17 protein-coding genes are annotated in these 23956 nt (G+C 35.2%); 7 read left to right on the plus strand and 10 right to left on the minus strand.

Translation table 11 applies throughout. The annotated features are described in order from the left end of the window. The first annotated feature begins 159 nt into the window (after positions 1-159). Both ABWU32_RS01935 and ABWU32_RS01940 read left to right on the plus strand, forming a co-directional pair. The gene (locus ABWU32_RS01935; RefSeq protein WP_353278724.1) at positions 160-2814 is read left to right on the plus strand and encodes a 2-oxoglutarate dehydrogenase E1 component; all 2655 of its coding nucleotides are present in this window, start codon (positions 160-162) and stop codon (positions 2812-2814) included. Between the two features lie 243 nt (positions 2815-3057). After that, positions 3058-3846, plus strand: coding sequence for a hypothetical protein (locus ABWU32_RS01940; protein WP_015589502.1), 789 nt, complete (start codon positions 3058-3060; stop codon positions 3844-3846). A 130-nt stretch (positions 3847-3976) separates the two neighbouring features. Here the strand turns inward: ABWU32_RS01940 and ABWU32_RS01945 are convergent, their stop codons facing one another. The 3 genes from ABWU32_RS01945 to ABWU32_RS01955 all read right to left on the minus strand — a co-directional run bounded on the left by ABWU32_RS01945 (position 3977) and on the right by ABWU32_RS01955 (position 6974). Next, a complete protein-coding gene (locus ABWU32_RS01945; RefSeq protein ID WP_141456846.1) occupies positions 3977-4573 on the minus strand; it encodes a TIGR02217 family protein in 597 nt (198 codons plus the stop codon). A 53-nt stretch (positions 4574-4626) separates the two neighbouring features. Continuing rightward, positions 4627-5994: a hypothetical protein gene (locus ABWU32_RS01950; protein ID WP_255498570.1), complete on the minus strand. Its 1368-nt coding sequence runs from the start codon at positions 5992-5994 to the stop codon at positions 4627-4629. A gap of 221 nt (positions 5995-6215) precedes the next feature. Next, entirely contained in the window at positions 6216-6974 is a 759-nt protein-coding gene (locus ABWU32_RS01955; RefSeq protein WP_015589505.1) for a DsbA family protein, read from the minus strand. Positions 6975-7305: 331 nt separating this feature from the next. Here ABWU32_RS01955 and ABWU32_RS01960 point away from each other — a divergent pair, with 331 nt between their 5' ends. The 3 genes from ABWU32_RS01960 (at position 7306) to ABWU32_RS01970 (ending at position 10114) form a co-directional block, all read left to right on the plus strand. Then, positions 7306-7458 carry a hypothetical protein gene (locus tag ABWU32_RS01960; protein WP_007548541.1) on the plus strand — a complete coding sequence of 51 codons (153 nt, stop codon included), beginning with the start codon at positions 7306-7308 and terminating at the stop codon, positions 7456-7458. A 10-nt stretch (positions 7459-7468) separates the two neighbouring features. Continuing rightward, positions 7469-8548, plus strand: a complete 1080-nt coding sequence (locus tag ABWU32_RS01965) for a Fic family protein (RefSeq protein ID WP_141456842.1) — start codon at positions 7469-7471, stop codon at positions 8546-8548. 87 nt (positions 8549-8635) lie between these two features. Continuing rightward, positions 8636-10114, plus strand: a complete 1479-nt coding sequence (locus ABWU32_RS01970) for a UbiD family decarboxylase (RefSeq protein WP_015589507.1) — start codon at positions 8636-8638, stop codon at positions 10112-10114. A 785-nt stretch (positions 10115-10899) separates the two neighbouring features. Here the strand turns inward: ABWU32_RS01970 and ubiA are convergent. From ubiA to ABWU32_RS01995, 5 genes are all read right to left on the minus strand, one after another. After that, on the minus strand, positions 10900-11757 hold the full coding sequence (ubiA, locus tag ABWU32_RS01975; RefSeq protein ID WP_015589508.1) for a 4-hydroxybenzoate octaprenyltransferase: 858 nt from the start codon (positions 11755-11757) through the stop codon (positions 10900-10902). 3 nt (positions 11758-11760) lie between these two features. Further along, a complete protein-coding gene (locus ABWU32_RS01980; protein ID WP_015589509.1) occupies positions 11761-12159 on the minus strand; it encodes a ribosome-binding factor A in 399 nt (132 codons plus the stop codon). Positions 12160-12168: 9 nt separating this feature from the next. Continuing rightward, on the minus strand, positions 12169-14493 hold the full coding sequence (gene infB / locus ABWU32_RS01985; RefSeq protein ID WP_353278726.1) for a translation initiation factor IF-2: 2325 nt from the start codon (positions 14491-14493) through the stop codon (positions 12169-12171). 9 nt (positions 14494-14502) lie between these two features. Further along, positions 14503-16065 carry a transcription termination factor NusA gene (gene nusA / locus ABWU32_RS01990; RefSeq protein WP_015589511.1) on the minus strand — a complete coding sequence of 521 codons (1563 nt, stop codon included), beginning with the start codon at positions 16063-16065 and terminating at the stop codon, positions 14503-14505. Between the two features lie 88 nt (positions 16066-16153). Beyond that, entirely contained in the window at positions 16154-19228 is a 3075-nt protein-coding gene (locus ABWU32_RS01995) for an efflux RND transporter permease subunit (protein WP_265027921.1), read from the minus strand. A 175-nt stretch (positions 19229-19403) separates the two neighbouring features. Between ABWU32_RS01995 and ABWU32_RS02000 the strand changes: the two genes are divergently transcribed. Next, positions 19404-20144 (plus strand): hypothetical protein, encoded by a 741-nt coding sequence (locus ABWU32_RS02000; RefSeq protein WP_015589513.1) that lies wholly within the window; start codon positions 19404-19406, stop codon positions 20142-20144. A gap of 3 nt (positions 20145-20147) precedes the next feature. Here ABWU32_RS02000 and ABWU32_RS02005 read toward each other — a convergent pair whose 3' ends face one another. Beyond that, entirely contained in the window at positions 20148-20885 is a 738-nt protein-coding gene (locus ABWU32_RS02005) for a glutamine synthetase (protein WP_015589514.1), read from the minus strand. A 322-nt stretch (positions 20886-21207) separates the two neighbouring features. Here ABWU32_RS02005 and dnaA point away from each other — a divergent pair, with 322 nt between their 5' ends. Then, positions 21208-22590, plus strand: coding sequence for a chromosomal replication initiator protein DnaA (gene dnaA, locus ABWU32_RS02010; protein ID WP_010962298.1), 1383 nt, complete (start codon positions 21208-21210; stop codon positions 22588-22590). Positions 22591-22617: 27 nt separating this feature from the next. On the opposite strand, the gene ABWU32_RS02015 is transcribed toward dnaA, so the two are convergent. Continuing rightward, the gene (locus ABWU32_RS02015) at positions 22618-23892 is read right to left on the minus strand and encodes a metallophosphoesterase (protein ID WP_015588755.1); all 1275 of its coding nucleotides are present in this window, start codon (positions 23890-23892) and stop codon (positions 22618-22620) included. Between the last annotated feature and the right edge of the window lie 64 nt (positions 23893-23956).

Consider the following 23956-nt stretch of genomic DNA (forward strand, 5'->3'; position numbering starts at 1 on the left):
ACGGTGTAGATGATGGTTAAGTAATTCGTCATCCCGCTGCTTGTTAGCGGCTAAGAGATACTGCGAATGAATCGCGGTATGACGTATAGAAACTAAAAAAGTTCTTTTTTAAAAAACTTAAGTTATACTTATAAGTATTTGATACTTTTTATAGTGATGATGTCGAGTTTAAGCTGCCTTTATGGTGATAATGCAGAATTTGTGGAAGAAATGTATAGCCGTTATTTGCAGGGTGATAAATCAATCGGGGAGGATTGGTATAGAATTTTTTCAAGCAATTTAGAAGTTAATAAAGCGGAGACCTGCGGTGCACAACATGTAACTAAGGTGGATGATTCAGTTTCTAGTTTAGCAAATTTTTTCAGATCTTACGGTCATTTTTTTGCGGATCTTAATCCGTTATCACCCAATGTGAATAAGGAAGTAGATTATCAGAAATATTCGAATCTATATCCGGCAAGTGACGCTGGAATCTATAGAGATATTTACTGCAAGAACATCGGTTTTGAATTTATGCATATCTCCTCTTATGAGGAGAGGATGTGGCTGCAGGAAAAGATCGAAAATCAAACCTATACGCTGAGTTCACAAGATAAAAAGGAAATACTGAGGCACTTAATTGAATCTGAGATGTTCGAGCAATTTCTCCATATGAAATTTCCTGGATATAAACGTTTTTCTATCGAAGGTGGGGAATCAGCTATCGTTGCAATTGAGAGAATCATTAGTGATTCTGCAGCTTTTAGTATTGAAGAAATAGTTCTTGGCATGGCTCACCGCGGACGACTCAATATTCTAACCAAAGTTATGGGCAAAGAATATGCGGCAATGCTATCTGAATTTCAAGGCAATCTTGCATATCCAGGTGGTCTTGAGGTGTCCGGTGATGTTAAATATCACCTTGGTTACTCTTCTGATCAAACACTTGCCAGTGGTAAGAAAATACATTTAAGTTTATGCCCTAATCCATCTCACCTTGAAGCGGTAAATCCGGTTTTGGCTGGAAGAATAAGAGCAAAACAGAATATAAGATCTGTGCTTGGCATATCAATTCATGGTGATGCGGCTTTCATCGGCCAAGGAGTGGTTGCTGAAACTCTAACCTTAAGCAATATTGGAGGTTATAAGGTAGATGGCATTGTGCACATTGTTATTAATAACCAAGTTGGTTTTACTGCTAATCCGTGTTGTGCGCGATCCTCTTTTTACTGTACTGATGTAGCAAAATCAATAGAAGCTCCAGTGTTTCACGTTAATGGAGATAACCCAGAAGCTGTGAGTTTTGCTACAAGTCTGGCGATGGAATATAGGCAGAAATTTAAAAAGGACGTAGTGATTGACATAATATGTTACCGCAAATATGGCCATAATGAAGGTGATGAACCGAATTTCACTCAGCCACTCATGTATAAGGTAATATCAAAGCATAAAACTCCAGGAACACTGTATGAAGAGAAGTTGATCGCAGAGAAAGTATTAAGTGGTGATGAGGTAAATAAATTGCGCAGTGAGTTCAGGGCAAAATTAGATAAAAGTCTTGCTGAATCAGCGGCTTATACTCCAAAAAAAGCTGACTGGTTCGGTGGAGTGTGGTCAAAATTAAGAAGAGCAAAGTTGAACGATTTGAGCGAATACTACACGGATTCTGGTGTTCCGCCAGATGAGTTGAAAAAATTAGGTGTACATATAAATAGCAACATCCCAAGTAGCTTTAATATTAACAATAAGGTTAGAAAAATACTTGATGGCAGAATAGACAGCATAAATTCCGGTAGTAATATAGACTGGGCAACTGCCGAAAGTCTTGCGTTTGCATCACTGCTCACAGAAGGAATAGGAGTGCGTTTATCAGGACAAGACTCTGGTCGTGGAACTTTCTCGCACCGTCATTCAAGGCTTGTTGATCAGGTAACAGAAGAAGCGTTTATTCCGCTAAACAATATAAATGAAAAGCAAGCTCACTTTGAGGTCATAGATAGCGCTTTATCAGAGTATGCTGTAATGGGCTTTGAATATGGATATAGTCTTGATTCCCCGTATTCACTGGTGCTCTGGGAAGGGCAATTTGGTGATTTTGCAAATGGTGCACAAATTATGATCGACCAGTTTATCGCATCTGCAGAAACAAAGTGGTTGCGATCAAGCGGTCTAGTTTTATTGCTGCCTCATGGTTATGAAGGACAGGGACCTGAGCATAGCTCCGCACGTATAGAGAGATTTTTGCAACTCTGCGCAGAGGATAATATGCAGGTAGTTAATTGTTCCACTCCGGCGAATTACTTCCATGTCTTACGCAGACAAATGCATAGAGACTTTCGCAAGCCTTTAGTAGTGTTTACACCTAAATCACTACTGCGTCATAAAAGAGCAGTTTCTAACCTATCCGATTTTGAAGGAAAATTCCTCACGGTGATTCCAGAATGTAGAAAAGGTTTAGTTTCAAGTGATAAAGTACGAAAAGTTGTAATATGCAGCGGTAAAGTTTATTACGATATAATTGAAATGCTTGAAACACAAAAAATAAACGATATAGCAGTGATACGTTTAGAACAATTCTATCCGTTTCCTGCAGATAAACTAAGTAATGAACTTGAAAAGTACAAAAACGCTGAAATTATATGGTGTCAAGAAGAACCAAAAAATATGGGAGGATGGTTTTTTGTCAACCCATTGATAGAAGAAGTGTTGTCCAATCTCGATATTCAAGCAAAAAGACCTAAGTGTATCGCGAGACCTGCTGCTGCATCTCCTGCATGTGGTTATGCTAGTGTCCATGCTCAGCAACAAGAGGAGATTTTAAGACAGATCGCTTAGTATTTACAGTTATTGAAGCAGAAGTGGTGCTATAAAAGTAGCTGACACTTGAATCCGGTTGCATCACGCGCTGCAGCCAGGCGCAATAGAAAACGCATTACACCAATAAAGCCCTTTTGGTACTCAAGCAAATATAAAAGATTTTTATTCTATTAAAAAAAATAATTTTTATTAAAATTTTCATTTATTTTTATTTAAAAAGTAAACATTATTAATATTTACTTTAACTAATATAGGATATATATGAATACAAAAATATTTGAGATGTTAATAAGGAGAACTGGTCTACGCAGAGATAGCAAAGCTGAGATCATACAGTTAAATAGAAATGAAAAAGCTTTCGTAGATGAGGATAAAAAATCTATCGAATTAGCTGAGGCCATTTTTGAAGAGAATAATATGTTTCATTTCCGCAAACCAGGTCCTGCTATGGATTACATTTTGCACAAATTAATAAATGATAGGAAGCTTTTCGAGGAAATGAAAGATAGAGGTACAAGTATAATACGTCTTTTTTCTTTGTTATCAATGTATCATGGTCGTCTCAATTGCTGTGTTATAAGAAAAGGAGGGTGTATTACTGAGTGTGGCATACTTGATTACGCTGGCACCTATCCAGAACTAGTGCCTTTAGAGGACTTTATACTTATTGAGCCTTGCTCGTACCTCGAGTACACTGTGCTTGATAATGATAACATCAGAAATAGGTTAGCTAGAGACTTGACTGAAGACAAAACAAAATTAGATATCTTTTTGAATGGAATTTTAGCAACAAAGAATTCGGATTTAGTATTATCTTGTATTAACAAGATAGAGGTTCTTAATGAGGAAGATAGATATTTTGTTAATCGCTTACAGAAAAACAACATGCTAGACTACATCTTAAACAAAGATGATACAACACTTGCAAAATCAACTCTAAAGGAATTGTTGAAGCTTTCTATTTTGCAGGAAGGAGAAAGCACTAAGCTAGAATCTCCCCAAGCTTCAAGTGTAAATGTTAGCAAAGCTCAGCAACATTGTAGTATATAGCTGGTGATAAAGTTTAAAATAATTGCATATACTAAGGCTCATTTAAATATAGAGCCTCAGTGGTGCTTAACTTTTTTAATTGATGGTGACTAGTAGCCCTACTATGATGTAGATCTATGCTCGCTTACAGCTAAAATTTCACCTCTATTAGTGGAATGTTATTCCAGCTATTGCTTCCATAGTCATCAATAGAAGCGTTTAAGTAATCTGTATCAAAGCGCACGGGCACATCAAATTCGAAGCTCGCAGTGATTATTGCATCTTTTACTGGCGGTTTCATGAATGTTATTTCTCCCGTTGAATAATTTACTGAATATTCACTCTCTTCTTTACCATTTAAATAAATCTTTACTGTCCCATGTACTGGCTTTTTGATCATACGTATATGCTTATCTTCCCCACTTACATAAGTTTTGATTAGCTGAAAAGTCGTTTTTTTGTTATCTCCTATACCAATCTCTTGGTTGATGGCTATAAAATCCGACCAATCCTTAAAACGAAACCCTATTGCTTTACCTTTTCGTGCATGAAAAAATGTTATTAGTTCTAGTAGCTGCTCGTTTGATCTGACCCCGTAAGCTATGTTGTATCTAGTGCGTGCATGAGACCAATTGATGTTGCGCTGTTCACAACCGTTATGAGTTGTTACAACGTCAGTGGAAAATTCCGGTCCTCCAGCGGAACCATAAGATATATTTTCTGGAAATCTAATTTCTGTGAATGACATATACCCTCCTGTAGAAATAAAGTTGAGTTGATGTAGATAAAGTAGGAAAAATCTTAAACTTTTGAAATTGCTTTATTAATAAGATCGTGCATTTTTAATCCCACCTTCTCTAAGAAAGTGTGGGCATTATCTTCTTGACCTTTTCCTAACTCGCTTTTCAGTTCGTTAATGTCTTTATGACTCTGCGTTAATTGATATACACAAACACATGCAGCGACTAAAGCAGTTCCAGCAAGACATGCAAAAGGAATTGCTTGAGTAATGATAGCAGCTATAGCAGATGCTGTGAATGCTATAGCTGTTATTACAGTAGCTATTACATAAATAGCCTCTTTCCTGTAACTATTGATTAATTTTTTTTGTATTTCTTTTTGTTGTGTTTTTTGTTCTTGCTGATGAGAGGAAGGGATTTTTTTATCTGTGTAAATTTGTAAAACCGGCGCACTAGTGTTGGTATTAATTATTTCTTGTTGTACTTTTTGCTCTGATTGATTAGAAGTAGGAATTTCTCTATCCGTATAAACAGTCGCACTAGCGCTGGCATTAATTCCTTCTTGTCGTGTTTTTTGCTCTAGTTGATGAGAAAAAGGGATTTCTTTATCCGTATAAACAGTCGCACTAGTACTGATATTAATTATTTCTTGTTGTACTTCTTTCTCTGATTGATCAGAAGTAGGAACTCTTTTACCTGTGCCAAGAATTGCTTCACTAGAAACTTGTTGATCTTCTTTTATATCTTCAGAAATTCCACTAAGGAGTGGTACAAAATGTTGCATGTAATTCACTACTCCTACAGTTTTTTTACTATTATCTATCTTTAATTGATCAAGATTCACACCTTGTATAAAAACTTCTAGATCATCATCATGTGCTGTAATTTTAGTTACTGTAACTTTTTGACTATCTTCCTCTATTGAATAAATATCAAGCTCCACTTCATACTTATCACATATCATTCTCCCTTCAATCCCTGGGCGACCCCATATAGGTAGGCTAGCTTCTGTAGCCATACTTCTAATATCTTTTAAATATCTATCAAAAGATGCAATATTGTCTGGTATAATATTGTTCTGGTTATCTTTCATTACATTTCCATTTGAACCTATCATAGGTACAGCATATCCTTCAGCAATATTTTTTGTTATTTCATCAAAAACCCATCGTGAGTCCTTTTTGTTTTCAGCATAATCTGCACAATCTTTTCTTAATGATTTTGCGGTAAAACGATGACCAGGTTTTAACTCATTCAACCCTTGAGCCACGGAGTCAAAAAAGCAATCCCCTGTCTTTAGAGCAGCCCCTATCTTTAGTTTTTTAGAATAAGCACTCTTTAAATTATGCAATAAATTACTTGATTTTTTCTTTTCTTTGATTTGTCGAAAAAGAGCAATTGGTTCTCTTGTATAATTAGGTTCTTTCATATTGTAACTCCAGAATGGTAATTATATATTGAGTTTAACACTTTTTAATGGATTAGTCAATCTTTGCAGGCTGAGGTTATGCTTGACTATAGGCATCACCTGCTTTTCTTGAGCTACTGTGTCACTTCTACGTGCCGTTACTTATCACACCCACAGTTACTATACTCAGGTTCATTTGAGTTGTCAAGCAAAAAAAAATAAAATTTTATGGCAAATTGAAACTAGCCTTGCTTGTGACTTAATTCATCTACTTTTTTGCGTAGTATATTTAAATCAGTTGCTCCTACAAACAGACTATCCCCAATTATTAAAAAAGGTGTACCACCTACTCCCAAATCTCTTACTAGAAGCCTACTGTTGTTTATCATTTGCTCAATTTTGTCCGCGTTATCTTTTATGGAATCATTAAAATCGTCCTCATCAATCCCTATGCTTTTCACTATATCCAATATGCTTTCGTCTGAAAATCCTCCTTTGTGACTTAAAGCAGAATAGTGAAAATCGAAATATTTTTCTTTATCAATAAAGTAAACAGCTAAAGCGCTTTTTGCTGCCCTTAAAGAGTCATTACCAAGTATTGGAGCATCCCTAAAGATATACTTAATTTTACCGTCGTTAATTAACTGCTTTATATCATTCTTCATAGCTTTGCAATATCCACAAGAATAGTCAAAGAAGCCTACAGCTATAACACTACTATTTTCATTTCCTGAGTAAGGATAAGCGGAGTCGAATATTTCATTTTTGTACTGTAAAATTTTACCTTTAGTCGCGTTATCTCGAGCAGCGTAACTACTTTTAATCGACTCCTCTTTGAGAGTTTTTACGATCTTATCAAAATTTCTACTGATATAATCATCTAATCTCGTACTTATTTGGTCATCGGTTAGGGTTTGACCGCGGTGTGAAAGCCAATTGTTTATTACTGGTAAACTTGCTACTGCCAGTATAAGAATCAATAAAAACGATATTCTAGACATATACTTATTAAAGAACCTACAATATAAAACTTTTAGTACACATTTATCTATATATTAAAAGAAGCATCTAATGTTAATATATAAAAACATTTATATCAAGTGTATTTTATAGTCAGTTTTGCCTCGAATACAAACTTTACGTACAATGATTAGGTATATTGTCACAAAGTTCATCAGAAGACTTGATAATGTAGGTGACCAAACTACCCCCAGAATAGCCAATTATGAGATGCTCTATCTTTTACCGCCGCGCTGTAAACATGGCGGTAAAACAAAGTTGATAATTTTATTCCGCTGTGTATAATTTCAACAAACTCCGCGGAATAAACATATGAGTGAACCAATAATTGGCAGAGAAAAAGAAATAGCTATTCTACAAGACAAACTTCTTTCTCAATCAGCCGAATTTATTGCTGTTTATGGTCGGCGTCGTGTAAATGTTGTATTATCTGCATTTTATCAGCATAATATAGAAGTAATGTAATGCAGATATTATGCCGATGCCAAATTATACGATTACTTCTAAAATTGCTAATTGCCTTATGAGGATTGAAGCAGCAAAAGAAAAAGTGTTACATTTGCCACTCACTGTATCGATGCTCTCGTCCCTTCGTGAAACTGCACGGCTTTATACCACACACTATTCTACTATGATTGAAGGAAATCGACTTGAGCCTAAACAGATTGAAGAGGTTTTAAGTGGTAAAAGCCACTTTCCAAAATATAGGAGAGATGAAAATGAGGTTAAAGGATATTATGCAGCTTTAACCCAAGTTGAACAATGGGCAGCGAGAACGATCCCTATTACTGAGAAAGCCATTCAAACGCTTCATGCCCTAGTAATGGCGAGTGGAAAATCTAAAGTGAAGCCAACCTCTTATCGTGATGGTCAAAACGTTATTCGTGATAGCCGTACACGTGCAATAATTTATATGCCCCCTGAAGCAAAGGATGTACCAAAGCTCATGAGCAGTATGATTGATTGGATTCGTGACAGTGAGCAAGTGCCTTGCCCAATTATTGCAGGTATTGCTCATTATCAATTTGTAACAATTCACCCTTACTATGACGGTAATGGTCGTACTGCAAGATTGTTGACTACATTAATTTTACACCTTGGTGGATATGACCTAAAAGGGCTTTATTCATTGGAAGAATATTATGCTAAGAATCTAGGAGCTTATTATGAGGCAATCAGTGTAGGTCCATCGCACAATTATTATATGGGACGAGCTGAAGCAGATATCACTAAGTGGGTGGAGTATTTCGTAGAAGGTATGGCAAATTCATTTGAGAACGTTTTACAACGTATAAATGAAGAAGAATACCACACTGATCAGACTGATCTTATACGTAAACTTGATCCTAAACAACGCAAAGCTCTTGAGCTCTTCCAGGAGTTTTCCGCTATTACAGCTAGTCAGGTTGGCGAACTATTTAATTTTAAGCCTCGTACTAGTGCGCAACTTTGTAAAAAGTGGGTGGAAATGGGGTTTATCAAGATTGTAGATTTTTCCAATAGAGGAAGGAAATACAAACTTAGTAAGCAATATGAAGATTTGATCTCAAATTAACTGAAAGCTCGCTAGACAGTGCATAGGTCAAATTTCAATAAAGTGCTTGAAAACTAGATATAAACTTAAAATTTTAAAAACTGGAATATGTACAACAACTTACGCGACTTCATCAAAGCCTTAGAAGAAAAAAAAGATCTGATTAGGATTAAGGAGGAAGTTTCAACAGTTCTTGAAATGACAGAAATTCATCGCAGAGTTTTGTCAAGCAAAGGGCCAGCGATCATTTTTGAAAATGTTATCACAGAAAATGGCAAAAATTCGATTCCAGTTTTGGTGAATTTATTTGGTACTATTAAGAGGATTGCATTGGGGTTGAACATAAATCCTGATGAACTAAGAGATCTTGGTAAACTTTTAGCATTTTTGCAATCACCTGAGCCGCCAAAAAACTTTAAGGATGCTATAAAAATGTTTCCTTTGTTGAAAGTCGTGTTATCGATGCGAAGTAAAGTCGTGAGCAAGGCTCCATGTCAAGAGGTAGTGCTAACCGGAGATGAAGTGGACCTAAGTCTACTGCCCATTCAAACATGCTGGCCAAATGAACCTGCACCACTTATCACCTGGCCGATTGTGGTAACAAAAGGACCCACGAAAGAAAAGCAAGATAATTTTAATCTTGGAATATATCGTATGCAGGTTATAGATAAAAAAACAACACTAATGCGTTGGCTTGCACAAAGAGGTGGCGCAACTCACCACAAACGATGGAAAGAGAAGGAACAAAATATGAAATTTCCTGCTGCTGCTGTGATCGGTAGTGATCCTGCAACGATTATTGCTGCAGTAACTCCAGTGCCAGAAACATTGTCAGAATACCAATTTGCTGGACTGCTGCGAAAGAAGCCGCTTGAGCTGGTAAATTGTAGGACTATTCCACTTCAAGTACCAGCTCACGCGGAAATCGTTCTGGAAGGCTATGTGAGTTTGGATAGATATCAAGACGAAGGGCCATACGGAGATCACACCGGCTACTATAATTCTGTTGAGCAATTTCCTGAATTTAATATTACTGCAATTACTATGCGTAAAAACCCGATATATCTTAGCACTTTCACTGGCAAGCCACCTGATGAACCATCGATTCTTGGTGAAGCACTCAATGAAATTTTTGTGCCCATTCTTATCAATCAATTTCCAGAGATAGTGGACTTTTATCTGCCACCGGAAGGTTGCTCATATAGAATAGCGGTAGTGTCGATAAAAAAATCCTATCCAGGGCAGGCAAAAAGAATTGTTATGGGCATACTTTCCTTTCTAAAGCAATTTTTATACACGAAGTTTATTATCGTTGTTGATGATGATATAAATATACGTGATTGGAAGGAAGTGATGTGGGCAATGTCAACGAGGATGGACCCTGTGCGTGATACAATCATGATAGAAAATGCACCTATTGATTATTTAGACTTTGCTTCCCCTGAAAGTGGACTTGGAGGTAAAATGGGATTTGATGCGACAAATAAAATCCCGCCTGAAACCAAACGAGAGTGGGGAAAGAAAATTGAGATGAGTGAGGAAATAGTAAGAAAAGTCACGGAAAAGTGGGAGGAATATATGGACTAGACTTCTTGCATAAAAGCAGAAAAAAGTTTGGCGTTTTTTATAATGCCGTAATTAGCATTAACTGATAATTGTGATTTAAGTTCGTCACAGTGCCCTTTTTTTGTCATCCTATAGCTATACCGCCGCGGTATCTCTTAGCCGCTAACAAGTAGTGGGATGACGAGCTTATCGTCATCCTGCCGCGAACCGTCATACCGCGATTCATTCGCGGTATCTCAGCCGCTAACAAGCAGCGGGATACTTAGGGATGACGGTTGTTGTTTAGCTGTAAATATTAAGAAATTTACCAAATGAAAAAAAAGGCAAAAGAAGCCCTGGGGTTATTATCCGCTTTAAAATATTGGCGTTTTTTATGTTTTAAACGCTTGACAAGCGAGATTCAGCCGCTTTTAATTGCAACTAACTTACGCTGCAAATGTTTAAGAAATTTACTAAGCAGAAAAAAAGACAAAGAATCCCCGAGTTAGCTAGTCTTTTACTATCTCTGTCGAGTATTGGCATTTTTTGATGTCTTGTAACGCTTTATAAGCGCGTTCAGCTTATTTAGATAAAAATCTAGATGTAGATGAAGTTTTGTAAAGACATACAGTATCTATATACTGCAAAAAATTGAACATAAGACGCCGATACATTAAGTAATCCTTACCTTTTAATCTGCAGATTGGCGAAAGCAAATACAATAGCTTCAGTTTCATGATAAGAGGGCTGGCGAAGGGTGTCAAGCAATTTTCGTTTCTGCGAGTACCTGAGTTTATTGACTTCATTAGAGCCAAAACTCTTGAGACCTAGGTGATAATTCTATCTAAAAGGATGCCAAAAAAGAGAAGCAACCCTACGTAGGAATTATTTTTAAATATGGACATGCATTGACTGGGATCGTCAGGATTGAAATTTTTGTATTGGCGGTGAAATATGAACCCTACGGCAAGTAGAGCAATATAAAAAATGTTATTTAATGATGATAAAATACCAGCATATAGCCACGTCATAAGAGATATTAAATAAAATCTTTTCAACCAAGATTTTGTTGTATCACCAAAATATAATGCGGTAGATTTCATCCCGAGTTTTTCATCATCTTTTTTATCTTGATGGGCGTATATGGTGTCATAGCTAAGTGTCCAAAAGACGCATCCTATATAAAACAGCAAGGATTCTATACTGATCTGGTTTGTTATTGCTGCTGAGCCCATGAGCGATCCCATATTGAAGGTAAACCCTAAGAACAATTGTGGCCACCAAACATACCGCTTTAATAAAGGGTAAGTAGCTATCATACACATTGAGATTATTCCAAGTATAAGTGTAGTTTTATTAGTTAATAATAAGATTACCAGGTCAATAGACAGTAGCAGTGAAAGTAAAGCTAAAGCCTGCTTTATGTTTAATGCACCACTTGCAAGTGGCCTATATTTTGTTCGTTCAACGTGCGCATCTATTTTTCTATCGAAGATATCATTGATTATGCACCCTGCGGGTCTCATTAAAAATGCACCTATAGTAAACAAAACAAGGAGAAAAAGAACCTGATACGATAGAGAAGTTGAGGCTAAAAGAATACCGCTCAAACTGGGAAATAGCACAAGCCACAAACCCGTTAAACTGTGCAACCTCATTAATGAAAAGTAACGATTGAAATGCATTAATTAAGTGTGATTATGTAATATTTTGCTTACATTAACAAAATTATCGAACGCTAAGTCAGGCTTGAAAACTAGTTCAGGTATAAATCGCAAATCAACATAACACAGTATAGATTTACGTATTGACCATGCAGATTGGTTCATTTCATTAACAACGGTGTTAAGATCACAATTATTCTCAGAAGGATCTCCAGTGCGTCTTTTTTCTGGATCTAAGTAGTCAGCTACTTGAATATTCAATGAAGATAACACAATATATACATCTGCTTTTTTCAAATCTTTACTTAATTTTACGTCAGATACCGCTACATTTTTATTGAACACCTTACCTTCCATTAGAATTCTTGATATTGCTCTATGCAATACCGATGCTATCTTTAGGTTTCTAATTTCCTTTTTCATATCCAGCTACTATAACACCCTTTCTTCTTGCACTAATTGATAAGCTTCCAAAATATCTCCAACTTTAATATCGATATTACCCTCTAGTGATACTCCGCATTCAAAGTTTACACCTACTTCTTTAACATCATCTTTAAATCTACGTATTGCTTTTAACTTTCCTTCATGCACCAATTTGCCACCACGCACTACCTTAATTAAAGAATCTTTTTTTATGACTCCATCACTTACATAACATCCAATGATATTACCAGCTTTAGATACATTAAATATTTGCCTTACAGATGCAGAACCAACACGAACCTCTCGTGTAACAGGCTTTAACATTTTAGTTAAATACATTCTCATGTCGTCAATGAGCTCGTATATTATGTTATAAGTATGTATTTCTATACCTTTTTGTTTTGCCAAGTCCCTTATTTTTGAGTCCACTTTTACATTAAAAGCTAAAATTACTGCACTTGATGCTTCTGCAAGCAGCACATCTGAATCTGTTATCCCTCCTACTGCTTTGTGTAGGATATTTAATTTCACTTGGTCTTTACCGAGTTTATCAATTGAACTTGATATTGCTTCAATAGAACCAGTTACATCGCACTTTAAAACTACAGATAGTTCTTCTGTTTCGCTGTTATTACGACTGAATATATCTAAGTTATTGTCGCCCAAATCTTCTTTCTTTTTCTTGATTAACTCTAGCCTGTATTCAACAATTTCACGCGCCTGCTTTTCAGAATTTACAACAACAAATTTATCTCCAGCATTTGGTACACCATTTAGACCAGTAATTTCAATTGGAGCGGAGGGTAGTGCTGCTTTTTCTCTTTGACCAAGGTGATTAACCATACTACGTACTTTACTGTATGTTGTACCAACTACCAATATATCACCAACCTTTAACGTTCCTTCCTCAACTATCAATGTAGCTGATATTCCTTTCGCTTTATCTATTTTGGATTCTATTACCCATCCAAGTGCTCGACAATCTTCTATTGCTTCTAGCTTCATTAATTCAGCGATTAACAAAATCGTCTCTTCTAGTTTATCTAAATTAGTTTTCTTTTTTGCTGATACTGGCACAATCATAACATCACCACCAAGCTCTTCAGGAATGAGATCATATTGAGGTAAGCTACTCATTATTTTCTCCACATCACCAGGCTCAGATTTATCAATTTTATTAATAGCAACTATAATAGAAACATTTGCTGCTTTTGCATGATTTATTGCTTCAACTGTTTGTTTCATGATTCCATCGTCAGCTGCAACTACTATTACAACTATATTAGTAATATTGGCACCACATGCACGCATCGCAGTGAACGCTTCATGTCCTGGTGTATCAATGAAAGTAATTTTTTGCTTATCTTTTGTTATTATTTGATAAGCACCTATGTGTTGAGTTATGCCACCTGACTCTCTTTCTGCAACATTAGATTCACGAAATGCATCGAGCAATGAGGTTTTACCATGATCGACGTGTCCCATAAAAGTGACGATTGATGGTTTAGGTTTTTTAGGCAGGCTTTCTCTGCCTTCTATAAAAAATAAATCTTTTTCTCTGTTGGTATCGCTCACTCGTTTAGCCGTATGATTAAATTTTTCCACTATTTCACATGCTATATCTGGATCCACCAGATCATCTACTCTATAACTCTCACCGACTTCTTCTTTGAACATTTTTAGCACACTCTTGCTATCTTCTGCCATGCGAATAGATAACTCCCTGATAGTTATTTTGTCTGGTATAATAACTTCTCTTGATATATTTTTACCCTTAGTAAACTTTGACTTTCTACCTCTTATACCAAACCTTTGCTTAAATACAGGGGGTTGTTCAGTTTTTTCATCTATTGCCTGTGCAATTACCAGTTTAGAATGCTTAGAATATATATCTTTGTTGACTTTAAAAGACTTTTTATCGTTGTCCTCATGGTCAATACTATCTTCTTTTGGTTCAACTAAGTGGGTATTACTTAAAACTTGCTTATTTATTTCCTTAGATAAAGCGTCCGCTTCATTTTTCTCGTCAATCTCTTTATTGCTGTCTTCTTTTGCTGTTTTCTCTTTTTCTTCTCTCTGATTTCTTTCTTTCAGCAAAGCAGCATTCTGCACAGCATTAATGCGGAAAATTTGTTCTTTCTCTGTTAAAGAACCTAATTTACTCTCGTCAAATAAATTATGTTCTTCTGCATCATGAGATTTTTTTCTTCTTTTTTTTACTACTGTAGCTCCAGTACTTGGGCTAGCTGAAGAGTTTAAATTGAGGTCTAATTTAAGCTTGCTTAAACCTTGGAGCGTTAATTTTTTATCACTGATATCTTCATTATTCATATTATTTTATTATATTAATCCAAGCTTTTTACGTGCTTCTATGATTATTGAATCTACTGTATCTTTTAGATCTTCTTTGCTATCGGATGAGGAAGAGAGTATGCTGCAAAACTCATAACTTGATAAATCTGCTATGTCCTCTAAAGTCTTAATATCATGCTTACTAAGAGCAATTTTATTGTCTATTGATAAAGTTAAATTGATTACATCATCCTCCATACCTAAACTTTTTAGCTCTTCTATTTTTCTATCATTTTCTGCTTTCAGGTACTTATTTGCTCTATTGTGAAGTTCGTTTGCAATATCTTCATTAAAGCCCTCTATTGAAGCAAGCTCTTTAATTGAAGCGCTAGATATGTCTTCTACACTTGAAAAACCTTCTGTTACCAATAGCTGACCCATAATCTCTTCTAAGTTTAAAGCTTCAGCAAATAAAGCTGAACATTGACTAAGTTCTTTACTTCGCCTTTCTGATTCTTGCTGAGTGCTTAATATCTCAATTTTCCATCCAACAAGCTCTGAAGCTAATCTTACATTCTGGCCCTTTTTTCCTATCGCTAAACTCAATTGATCTTCAGCAACTATTAACTCTATGCAATTTTCATTTTCATCAATAATAACCTTCGATACTTCTGCAGGAGTAATGGCTTTAATAACAAATTGACCCAAATCTGAGGAGTAATTTATAACGTCAATTTTTTCACCATTTAATTCGTGTATAATAGTTTTTATTCTATCTCCCTTAACTCCAACACAAGCACCTACTGGATCAATGTTCTTGTCGGGAGAGAAAACGGCAACCTTAGACCTTGAACCAGCATCTCTAGCTATACCTTTAATTGTCACTAATCCGTCAGCAATTTCTGGTATTTCTTGATTTAATAATGCCTCCAAAAAGCCTTCATGAGTCCTAGAAAGAATAATTTGACGTCCATCATCAGAGCGCTTAACAGTCTGTATGTAAGCTTTAACCTTATCACCTTCACGAAATGATTCACCACCAGTTAAATTTCGCAATGGAAGATATGCCCTAGTGCCATTTATGTCTATAATAAGATCTGAATATTCTACTTGTTTAACAATACCATACCTTATTTCTCCCACCTTATCTTTAAATTCCTCATATTGCTTTTTTGACTCTTCATCTTTAATTATTTGAGCAATCTTTTGCTGGGCAATTCTTGCTGAAGCAAGATCAGTGTTAAGAGAGAGTAATTCACTAACAGTATCTCCAACTTTTGCATCTCCTTTTATTAATTTAGCTTGTGTAAGCGTAATTGATTCACACTCGGTATTCTCTTTTTCATTTGATTCATCATCAATAACTTTTAGTTTTCTATATGAAGTAACTTTGCCTGTGTTTCTATCTATATCAACTACAATTTTACTTTTGCTACCATATTTTTGATGAGCCACTGCTTCTATAGCACTTTCTAGTGCCTTTATTACAACATCAAAATCTAAACCTTTTTGAAGTGAAAGCTCTCCTGCTGTTTTTATTACATCAAGGCTTCCAACTATGTTATTCTTGTTACTTTTCTGCTTAACACTGCTTTTACGATTAGCAATCATAATAAATAAATCCAATGTAATTAGTTATAATTATAGCTCCAACGGGCAAAGAACACTATCTTAAATGTTAAATGATTGCTAATTTAAGTCAAGTTTTTTCATGTTTTTGTATAACAAGCAACGCAGGAGTAAAGAATAAAGTTAAAACCGTTGCAGCCAATATTCCACTTGCTATGGTTGTTGAAATGTCAACCCACCACTGGCTTGATGGAGCATCATATGTGATTTGTAGCGTAAAAAAATTGATATTTAACCTGGTAATCATCGGTATTAAACCAAGAACTGTGGTTGCAACGGTAAGCAATATTGGCCTAACGCGAGAAATTGCAGCGTTTATTACACATCGCTTGATGTCATTTTTGTGTACCTTAATTTGGTGATGAAAGGCATCAAGCAATAGTATGTTATTATTTACTATAATTCCTGCCAAAGCAATTATCCCCACTCCACACATAACAACTACGAAAACTTGTTGGATAAGAAAGAAAACAAAAAACACACATGTTGTGGATAAAAACACTGCTGTCATTACGATAAATGTATGGTATACATTATTAAACTGTGTCACTAATACCAATATCATTAGTGTAATCGCTAATATAAAAGCCTTTAACAAAAATGCTCCTGATTTTTGTTGATCTTCTTTGTCGCCTTTAAAATCAATTTTTACTCCCTTGTCCCAATCCTGGGCAATAGAATTCTGAATGAACTTTACTCTTTCATCAACAAGATAGCCAGTATCAACGTCAGCAGAGATTGTCACTGTGCGTAATCCATCAATCCTGTTTAGTTTGTTTACCTTTTTTTCGGGAGCATATTTTACTATATTGCTCATAGGATACGGGCCATTAACTGTATTGATAAAAAGATTGTCTATAGTCTTCATGTTGCGATCCTTTCCAGGGAAACGGAGTACAATATCGATTTCTTCATCCGTGTTATTTGGTCTATATTTTCCAATCAACACTCCATTTGTAACCATCTTTATAAAATCGCCAATGGTTGCAACACTTACTTCAGAGCTTGTAGCCTTATTCTTATCAACACTCATATTCCACTCTATTTCAGGTGCTGATCTGCTATCTTGAATATTTATAAACCCGGATGAAGGTTGGTTCATAATTTCTAGAATTTTCTCTGCTGCTAAATTCAAACTGGATGCACTCCCGCTGAGGTTGATTTGTATTGGCTTGTCAGCCGACGGTCCTGGCTTTTCCTCTTGAACATTAATTATTATTCCTTTCATGTCTTGCACACTGCTCCTTATATCATTTAGTATGTGCTTAGCTTTGCGCCTGAAGCGCCAATCCATAAGTTCTAGTTGTATTCTGGCGATAACGTTGTCTGAAAATGCTCCTGATCTAGCATAAGAAACATGAATTTCTTTTTCAATGCTCAAAATGCGTTCTTCCACTTCTTTGAGTATCAGATCTCGTGCTTTGGCTGATAAGCTTTCTTTTGCTTTAACACTGATTAAAATATTATCTGAATCCACTTTCGGAAAAAACTTTACTCCAGGACCAAAAGTAAAGTACAGCACACTAAATGAAAACAAAACGAATACAGTAGCACATACGAATTTTTTAGGATGATCCAAAACCTTCTCTAGCATTCGTACGTAAGCTCTTATTATAGGCCCAGCATTTTTTATTTCACCACTTTCGATAGCATTCATTTTTTCAATTTCTTCCTTTGAAGTTACTGATGGCTTTCCAAAGATTGCACCAAGTGTTGGTATAAAAACCAGAGCCATAATGAGCGATCCGGTTAAAGTTAAAATTATTGTAATTGGTATATACTGCATGAATTTTCCCACAGTATCAGGCCAGAGTAGTAAAGGAAAAAACACTGCCAATTTAGTTAACGTTGATGATAAGACCGGATAAAACATATCACGAACTGAAGTGTGAAAGGCTTCTACTTTGCCCATTCCGCAGATCATCTTTCTATCGGCATATTCGCTGATCACAATTGCATCATCAACCAGCATGCCAACAGCCATAATAAAACTGAAGAGCACAACGATATTTAAGGTTATACCCATAAAGTAAAGAGCTATTATCCCAATGAGAAAGGAACCGGGTATCGAGAGTGCCACAAGAATAGCAATCCTTGTTCCCATAGAAAGCATCATTATGATCAATATTAACAACACAGCAAATATTATGCCGTTTTCCAAGTCATCAAGCACATCGCGGACGTTTTTTGACTGGTCGTTTAAGTACACCACTTTTAAATTTTCAGGTAATTGATCTTTTGCCTTATCCATTAAGTATTTTACTTGATTTACTGTGTCTATTATGTTTTTTCCGTTACGTTTTGAAATTTCTAGCACGACACTAGGTAATCCATTAATGCGAGCAAACCCTTGGTGATCTTCAAACCTAGGGTATACTTTTGCTATATCTTTTATTCTCAAAACTGCATCGCCTTGAGATCTAATAGGAATATTCATAATATCTTCTATATCTTTTAGTAATCCTGATATTTTAATCGAATATTTACCGGTGTCATTTTCCAGTGATCCAGCTCCCACTAGTCTATTATTGCTTGATATAGCTTGGAATATTTCGTTTGATTGAATGTTATATTTTGTTAGAACTGTGGGCTCAATTATAACTTCCACTGTTTCTTTACGCATACCCGCCACTTCAACTTTGAGAACATTTGGCAGAGATTCTATTTCTTTCTTTAGCTTGCGTGCTATTTCAGTTAAGGCTCTTTCTGGCAAATTACCAATTAAGCCGACATTGAGTATCGGAAATAAGCTCAAGTTTATTTCATTGATTATCGGAGATTCCGCTTCAACAGGTAACTTCGATTTTATGTTTGAAAGCTTTGAACGAACATTATCGAGCACTTCTTTATTATCATACTCTGTTCCAAATTCGAGTATCATGTGAGCACCATCATTAGTTGCAAAAGCTCTCAATTCTCTTACACCTTCGATGGATCTTAGTTCATTTTCTATAGGAAGCACTAATAGCTTTTCACTATCTTGAGCAGAAATCCCAGGAAGTCCAACAAACACGCTGATTATAGGAATCTGTATATCAGGATTGCTTTCCCTTGGCATTTTTACATAAACGTATGAACCGAAGATAAAAATTACTATAAGTAATAATACCACCGCCCTGTTTCGCTCTATGAGTAAGCTCTGCATGTTGAATGTTAGCTGAATATGTGTGTTTGTACAATATTATAGTCGAGATACATTGCATATTAATTAATCCTTGTGTAGCTTTAAAACTTTATGCAAATAATTAAAATTTTCGCAAAATTGCAAGTATAAGAAAATTCCTGTATAATAATTCTAGAACAGTATTTGAGAGGTTATTATGGTGGCAATTCTAAATATAACAAAAGGCAAAAATAAAGTTATTGTGTCTGGATTAGCTGGAGCTTTATCAGCTTTAATATTTTTAACAGCAATCCACATTGCCGCAAAGATAGCCATTATCGTTTCTGCTGCTGCAGTTACTTACTTATTACTTTCGCTGATTCATAAAATAAGAACTAAAAAAGAACAGCCTGAAATTACTGGTGTTTCAGGAGAGAAAGTTTCAGAAGATGAAGGGTATAGCAGTGTTGATGAAGGTGAAGAAAAAGATACCGCAAAAGAACCAGAAAAAACTGAAACTGAGTTAGAAGAAGAAATAATAAGGAAAAGAGCACAAGAACGCATGGAGAAAGGATCACTTGGTGGTCCTATAAATGCGTTTGGCGAACCAATTCATGTGACTATAGATGCTGAAAATAGTAATCCTGTTGATTATACAAAAACTATGGTAGTGCCTGAGGAAATTATTCTTAGCATGCTAAATGATAAAACTCTTACACAAAATAACTCTAGCTCTATAAAGAATCAGATGAAACCTCTTCCTGAGCACATGGATGTGCCTGGTAATCCACTTCCTGGGCAAGTGTTAAGCAATCTAGAGCTTGAATCTAAAAGCACGCAGAAACTATCTGCTTTAGACTTGCTATTACAGTGCAAAAATGTAGATAATGATGTAAAAAAAATGCTAAAACAGCCAATTACCCAAAAGGGGTTTAACGGATTAGGATTTGATAGATAGTTGTTATATTAACCTCTCCATCTCATATTGAGGATCAGATGCAATGCCGTAGACCCTATTTGGCGGAGCAATTTTGTTCTCTATACCAAAAACCATACCTTCAATTATTGCTGTGAGTACTTTTTCAAGGTCACAATCTGCTCCGGGAACGCGGTGCTCTAGGCGGCATCTTTTGAAATCGTTGCCAAAATAGGGAATTCTTATCGCAGCAGTTCTGTTATTTACTCCCCAACTAATCGTAGTTGGAGTGTGAATATCCGGATACTGAAATCTTAAATATGAATCATCATTTGGAGCAAAAAACAACATATGTTTTTTCATCATTGCACATAATCCACCAATACTATGAATCAGATAGTCACTGTACTTTTGCTCATTGATATAAAATAAGTTACCGTTATTTGAATTCACGAGATTAACATGCACATTTAATGCACTGCCTGCTCTATCCAAATAAGGCTTTGCTTTAAAAGAAACATTCCCACCTAGTTTTTGTGCTGTTTCAGTAAGTGATTGTTTTGCTAACTCAAAATGCTTAATTAAATTGTAGGAGTTCGTATAACAACCACTTTTTATCTCATACTGATGTGTAGAATTCTCCTTCTCGCAAGAAAATTCAAGAGATGCTATTTTATTTTTGATGCTATTCAGAAATAAGTATTCTTTTTCTATTCCTTCAATGTAAAACTCTAGTTCAATACCTAATACAGCATAACAACTCAAATTACTTAATATAATCATAAATTTGCTTCAGTAAATCTATATTAGGTTAGCTATATTTATATGAATACTTTACTTATTTGCCAGTAAATTTAACATCTTATTTATACATAATGTATTACTGTTTTTGCATGCTTCTAATCCTCGATACAAGCGACATTTACAAATTTTTCATTTTTTTGAAATAAAAATGATCAATTTTAATGTTTTTATACCCTTTACAACCCATCAAAAAATCACCATAATTTTTAGTATGTATTAAGTAGTATTAGCTTTTCATTTTGCAGTAGGCTATTGATTATCTTATATTTTTCTAATTATTGCTTTTTTCTTGGTGTGGTATATGAACTTAACTAGCCCTAAGGTTTCTACTATGTTTTTTGATCAGATTATTACAGTAACGGATCACAATGTTACTTGGGAAAAAATCCAAAATTGTCTTTATAATCTTTATGGAGAAGCAACATATAATAGCTGGCTGAGTTCACTAAAATTTGTCAGTAGCAGAAATGGGGAAGTTCTTTTATCCGTGTCAACAAGGTTTATAAAAGAGTGGATTACAGTTCATTACATGAAAAAAATATTATCATTATGGCAAAGCGAAGATAAAAGTATACGTTCTATTGATATTCAAGTAATTGAGGAGAGGAATTCAAATTTTAATGTTATACTAAAAAACAGAGAGGAAAGTAATCATAATCTTGGTTCGCCGCTGGATCCAAGGTTCACCTTTGATAATTTTGTAGTGGGAAAGCCAAATGAATTAGCATTTACGGCGGCAAAGCGTGTGGCAGAATCTATAGATCCAATATTAGGCAGCAATCCTTTGTTTCTATATGGTGGAGTGGGACTTGGTAAAACACATCTAATGCATGCTATAGCTTGGCACATAGTCAATTCCCCATCAGCAAAAAGAAAAGTGGTGTATTTATCAGCAGAGAAATTCATGTACCAATATATTACAGCGCTGCGAAGCAAAGATATTATGTTATTTAAAGAGCAATTTAGATCAGTAGATGTATTGATGGTAGATGATGTGCAATTTATCAGTGGTAAAGATAGTACACAAGAAGAATTTTTTCACACTTTCAATGCATTGATAGACCAAAATAAACAATTGGTTATATCAGCTGATAGGTCTCCTAGTGATCTTGATGGAGTGGAAGAAAGAATAAAATCACGACTCGGTTGGGGGTTGGTGGCAGATATTAATGAAACAACTTTTGAATTAAGGCTTGGTATATTGCAGGCAAAAGTGGAGCAGATGAATATGTATGTTCCGAAAGATGTCCTAGAGTTTTTAGCAAGGAACATAAAATCTAATATAAGAGAATTAGAAGGAGCATTAAATAAGGTTACCCATACCTCATTAATTGGAAGAAGTATGACGGTAGAATCAGCTAGTGAAACCCTAATCGATCTTCTTAGGTCAAATCATAGGTCAGTCACAATAGAAGAAATACAAAAGAAAGTAGCTGAATTTTTCAATATAAAGGTTGCAGATATGCAATCCAATAGAAGGCTTCGCAGTCTTGCAAGGCCAAGACAAATAGCTATGTATTTTGCCAAAAAATTTACGCAAAAAAGCCTACCAGATATTGGGAGAAACTTTGGTGGCAGAGACCATGCTACTGTTATACATGCAGTAAAACAAGTAGAAAATTTTATAAAGACCGACTCAAAATTTGCTGATGAAATCAATCGATTAAAAAAAATGTTTAAGTAGCGTTTTTAAAATAGCTAATAACAAATCCTAAAATGAATCGACTATAGTTTTAATCCGTTTAAGTTTAAAATCTTCTGTTAGCTTCGCAGAATACATTTCCTTATTGTGTTGATTATAGAAGGTAAATTCGTGATCATCTAAATTTAGTATTGCAAAGCCAAAGCCAAAAAAGTTTCTAACCTCGTGTGCTAAGTAGTTTTTACCATTTAAATAGTCAAATTCTACATTTTGATAAACAGATTCTTGATCTTGAGCGTGTAATGATGCACCACCGTTTCCAACTATAATTTGGTCTGGAACATTATCCATTAATAAAATCTGGGCTATATGAATGTGGCCAGAAACTATGGTAGTAACATTGCTTGGAAATTTATCTCCAAAAGCTTCGATTTGTGTAAGATTACCATGGCTTTTTAATGTCAAAAATTCTTTTTTTGGAGATCTCCAAAGCGGTTTATGAGTTAAAAACCACATGGGCTTGTCAGAACTATTTTGTATCAATTTATCAAATTGCCTCTCAAAAGCATCAATTGTGCTTTGGGTTGTAAAAATATCCTCACCGGATGAAGAGTCGAAGATAAAAAATTTCATCGGTCCAGCATCTAAGGACCAACTAGAAACGAAGTTTCCACATTTTTCAGACGAAAAGGGGTATGAATCTAGATACCTGAACCATCCTTCATAAGCTCTATCACAACTCTCATGGTTTCCACGAACAAAAAGGAAAGGGGATTGTGATAAAATATCCTTTGCAGGCTCAAACCAATCAGCGTACCAAACTTCTTTATTGTATCCATAAATATCGCCACACTTTTTTGTATTTCTACATTTTGTTTGTCTATAATGATAATCACCAACATGGATAATTAAATCTGGTTTATGAAGGGCGATTGAATCTAAATTTTTTTTTAAAGGCCAGCTATCTACCGAATTACATTCCTGCTGAAATAACATATTTATTCTACAGCCCGTGTCACCAATGAAAGCAATTTTATTAACCTTTTTTGGTAATATAGGAACCCGTAGATTCTCAATACTAATGTTTTTGGCACTTGTTTGTACTGTCAGTTCACAAACTGTTTCGTTATGATCACCATTGTTAATTGAGCTGCGATTCAGCATTTCTGTTTCCTCGCCATCAACATAAACAATGGGACACATGTCATTGTCCGTAATTGCGCGTATGCTTAGTTTATTTTCTGGGATAACTTGAGACCATGTGTATAATATTTGTGCATGGACGAAATGAAAGCTAGTTATAAGAGAGAGAGCTAAAAAAATAAAGATATTAGCTATATTCATTTGTATAAAAACCTAAGTTAAAAATTAGTAGTAAGGTTATCTTAAATGATTAAAATTTATAATC

Origin of the sequence: Wolbachia endosymbiont (group A) of Udea olivalis (assembly GCF_964028365.1) — a bacterium.
GTDB classification, from domain to species: domain Bacteria; phylum Pseudomonadota; class Alphaproteobacteria; order Rickettsiales; family Anaplasmataceae; genus Wolbachia; species Wolbachia pipientis.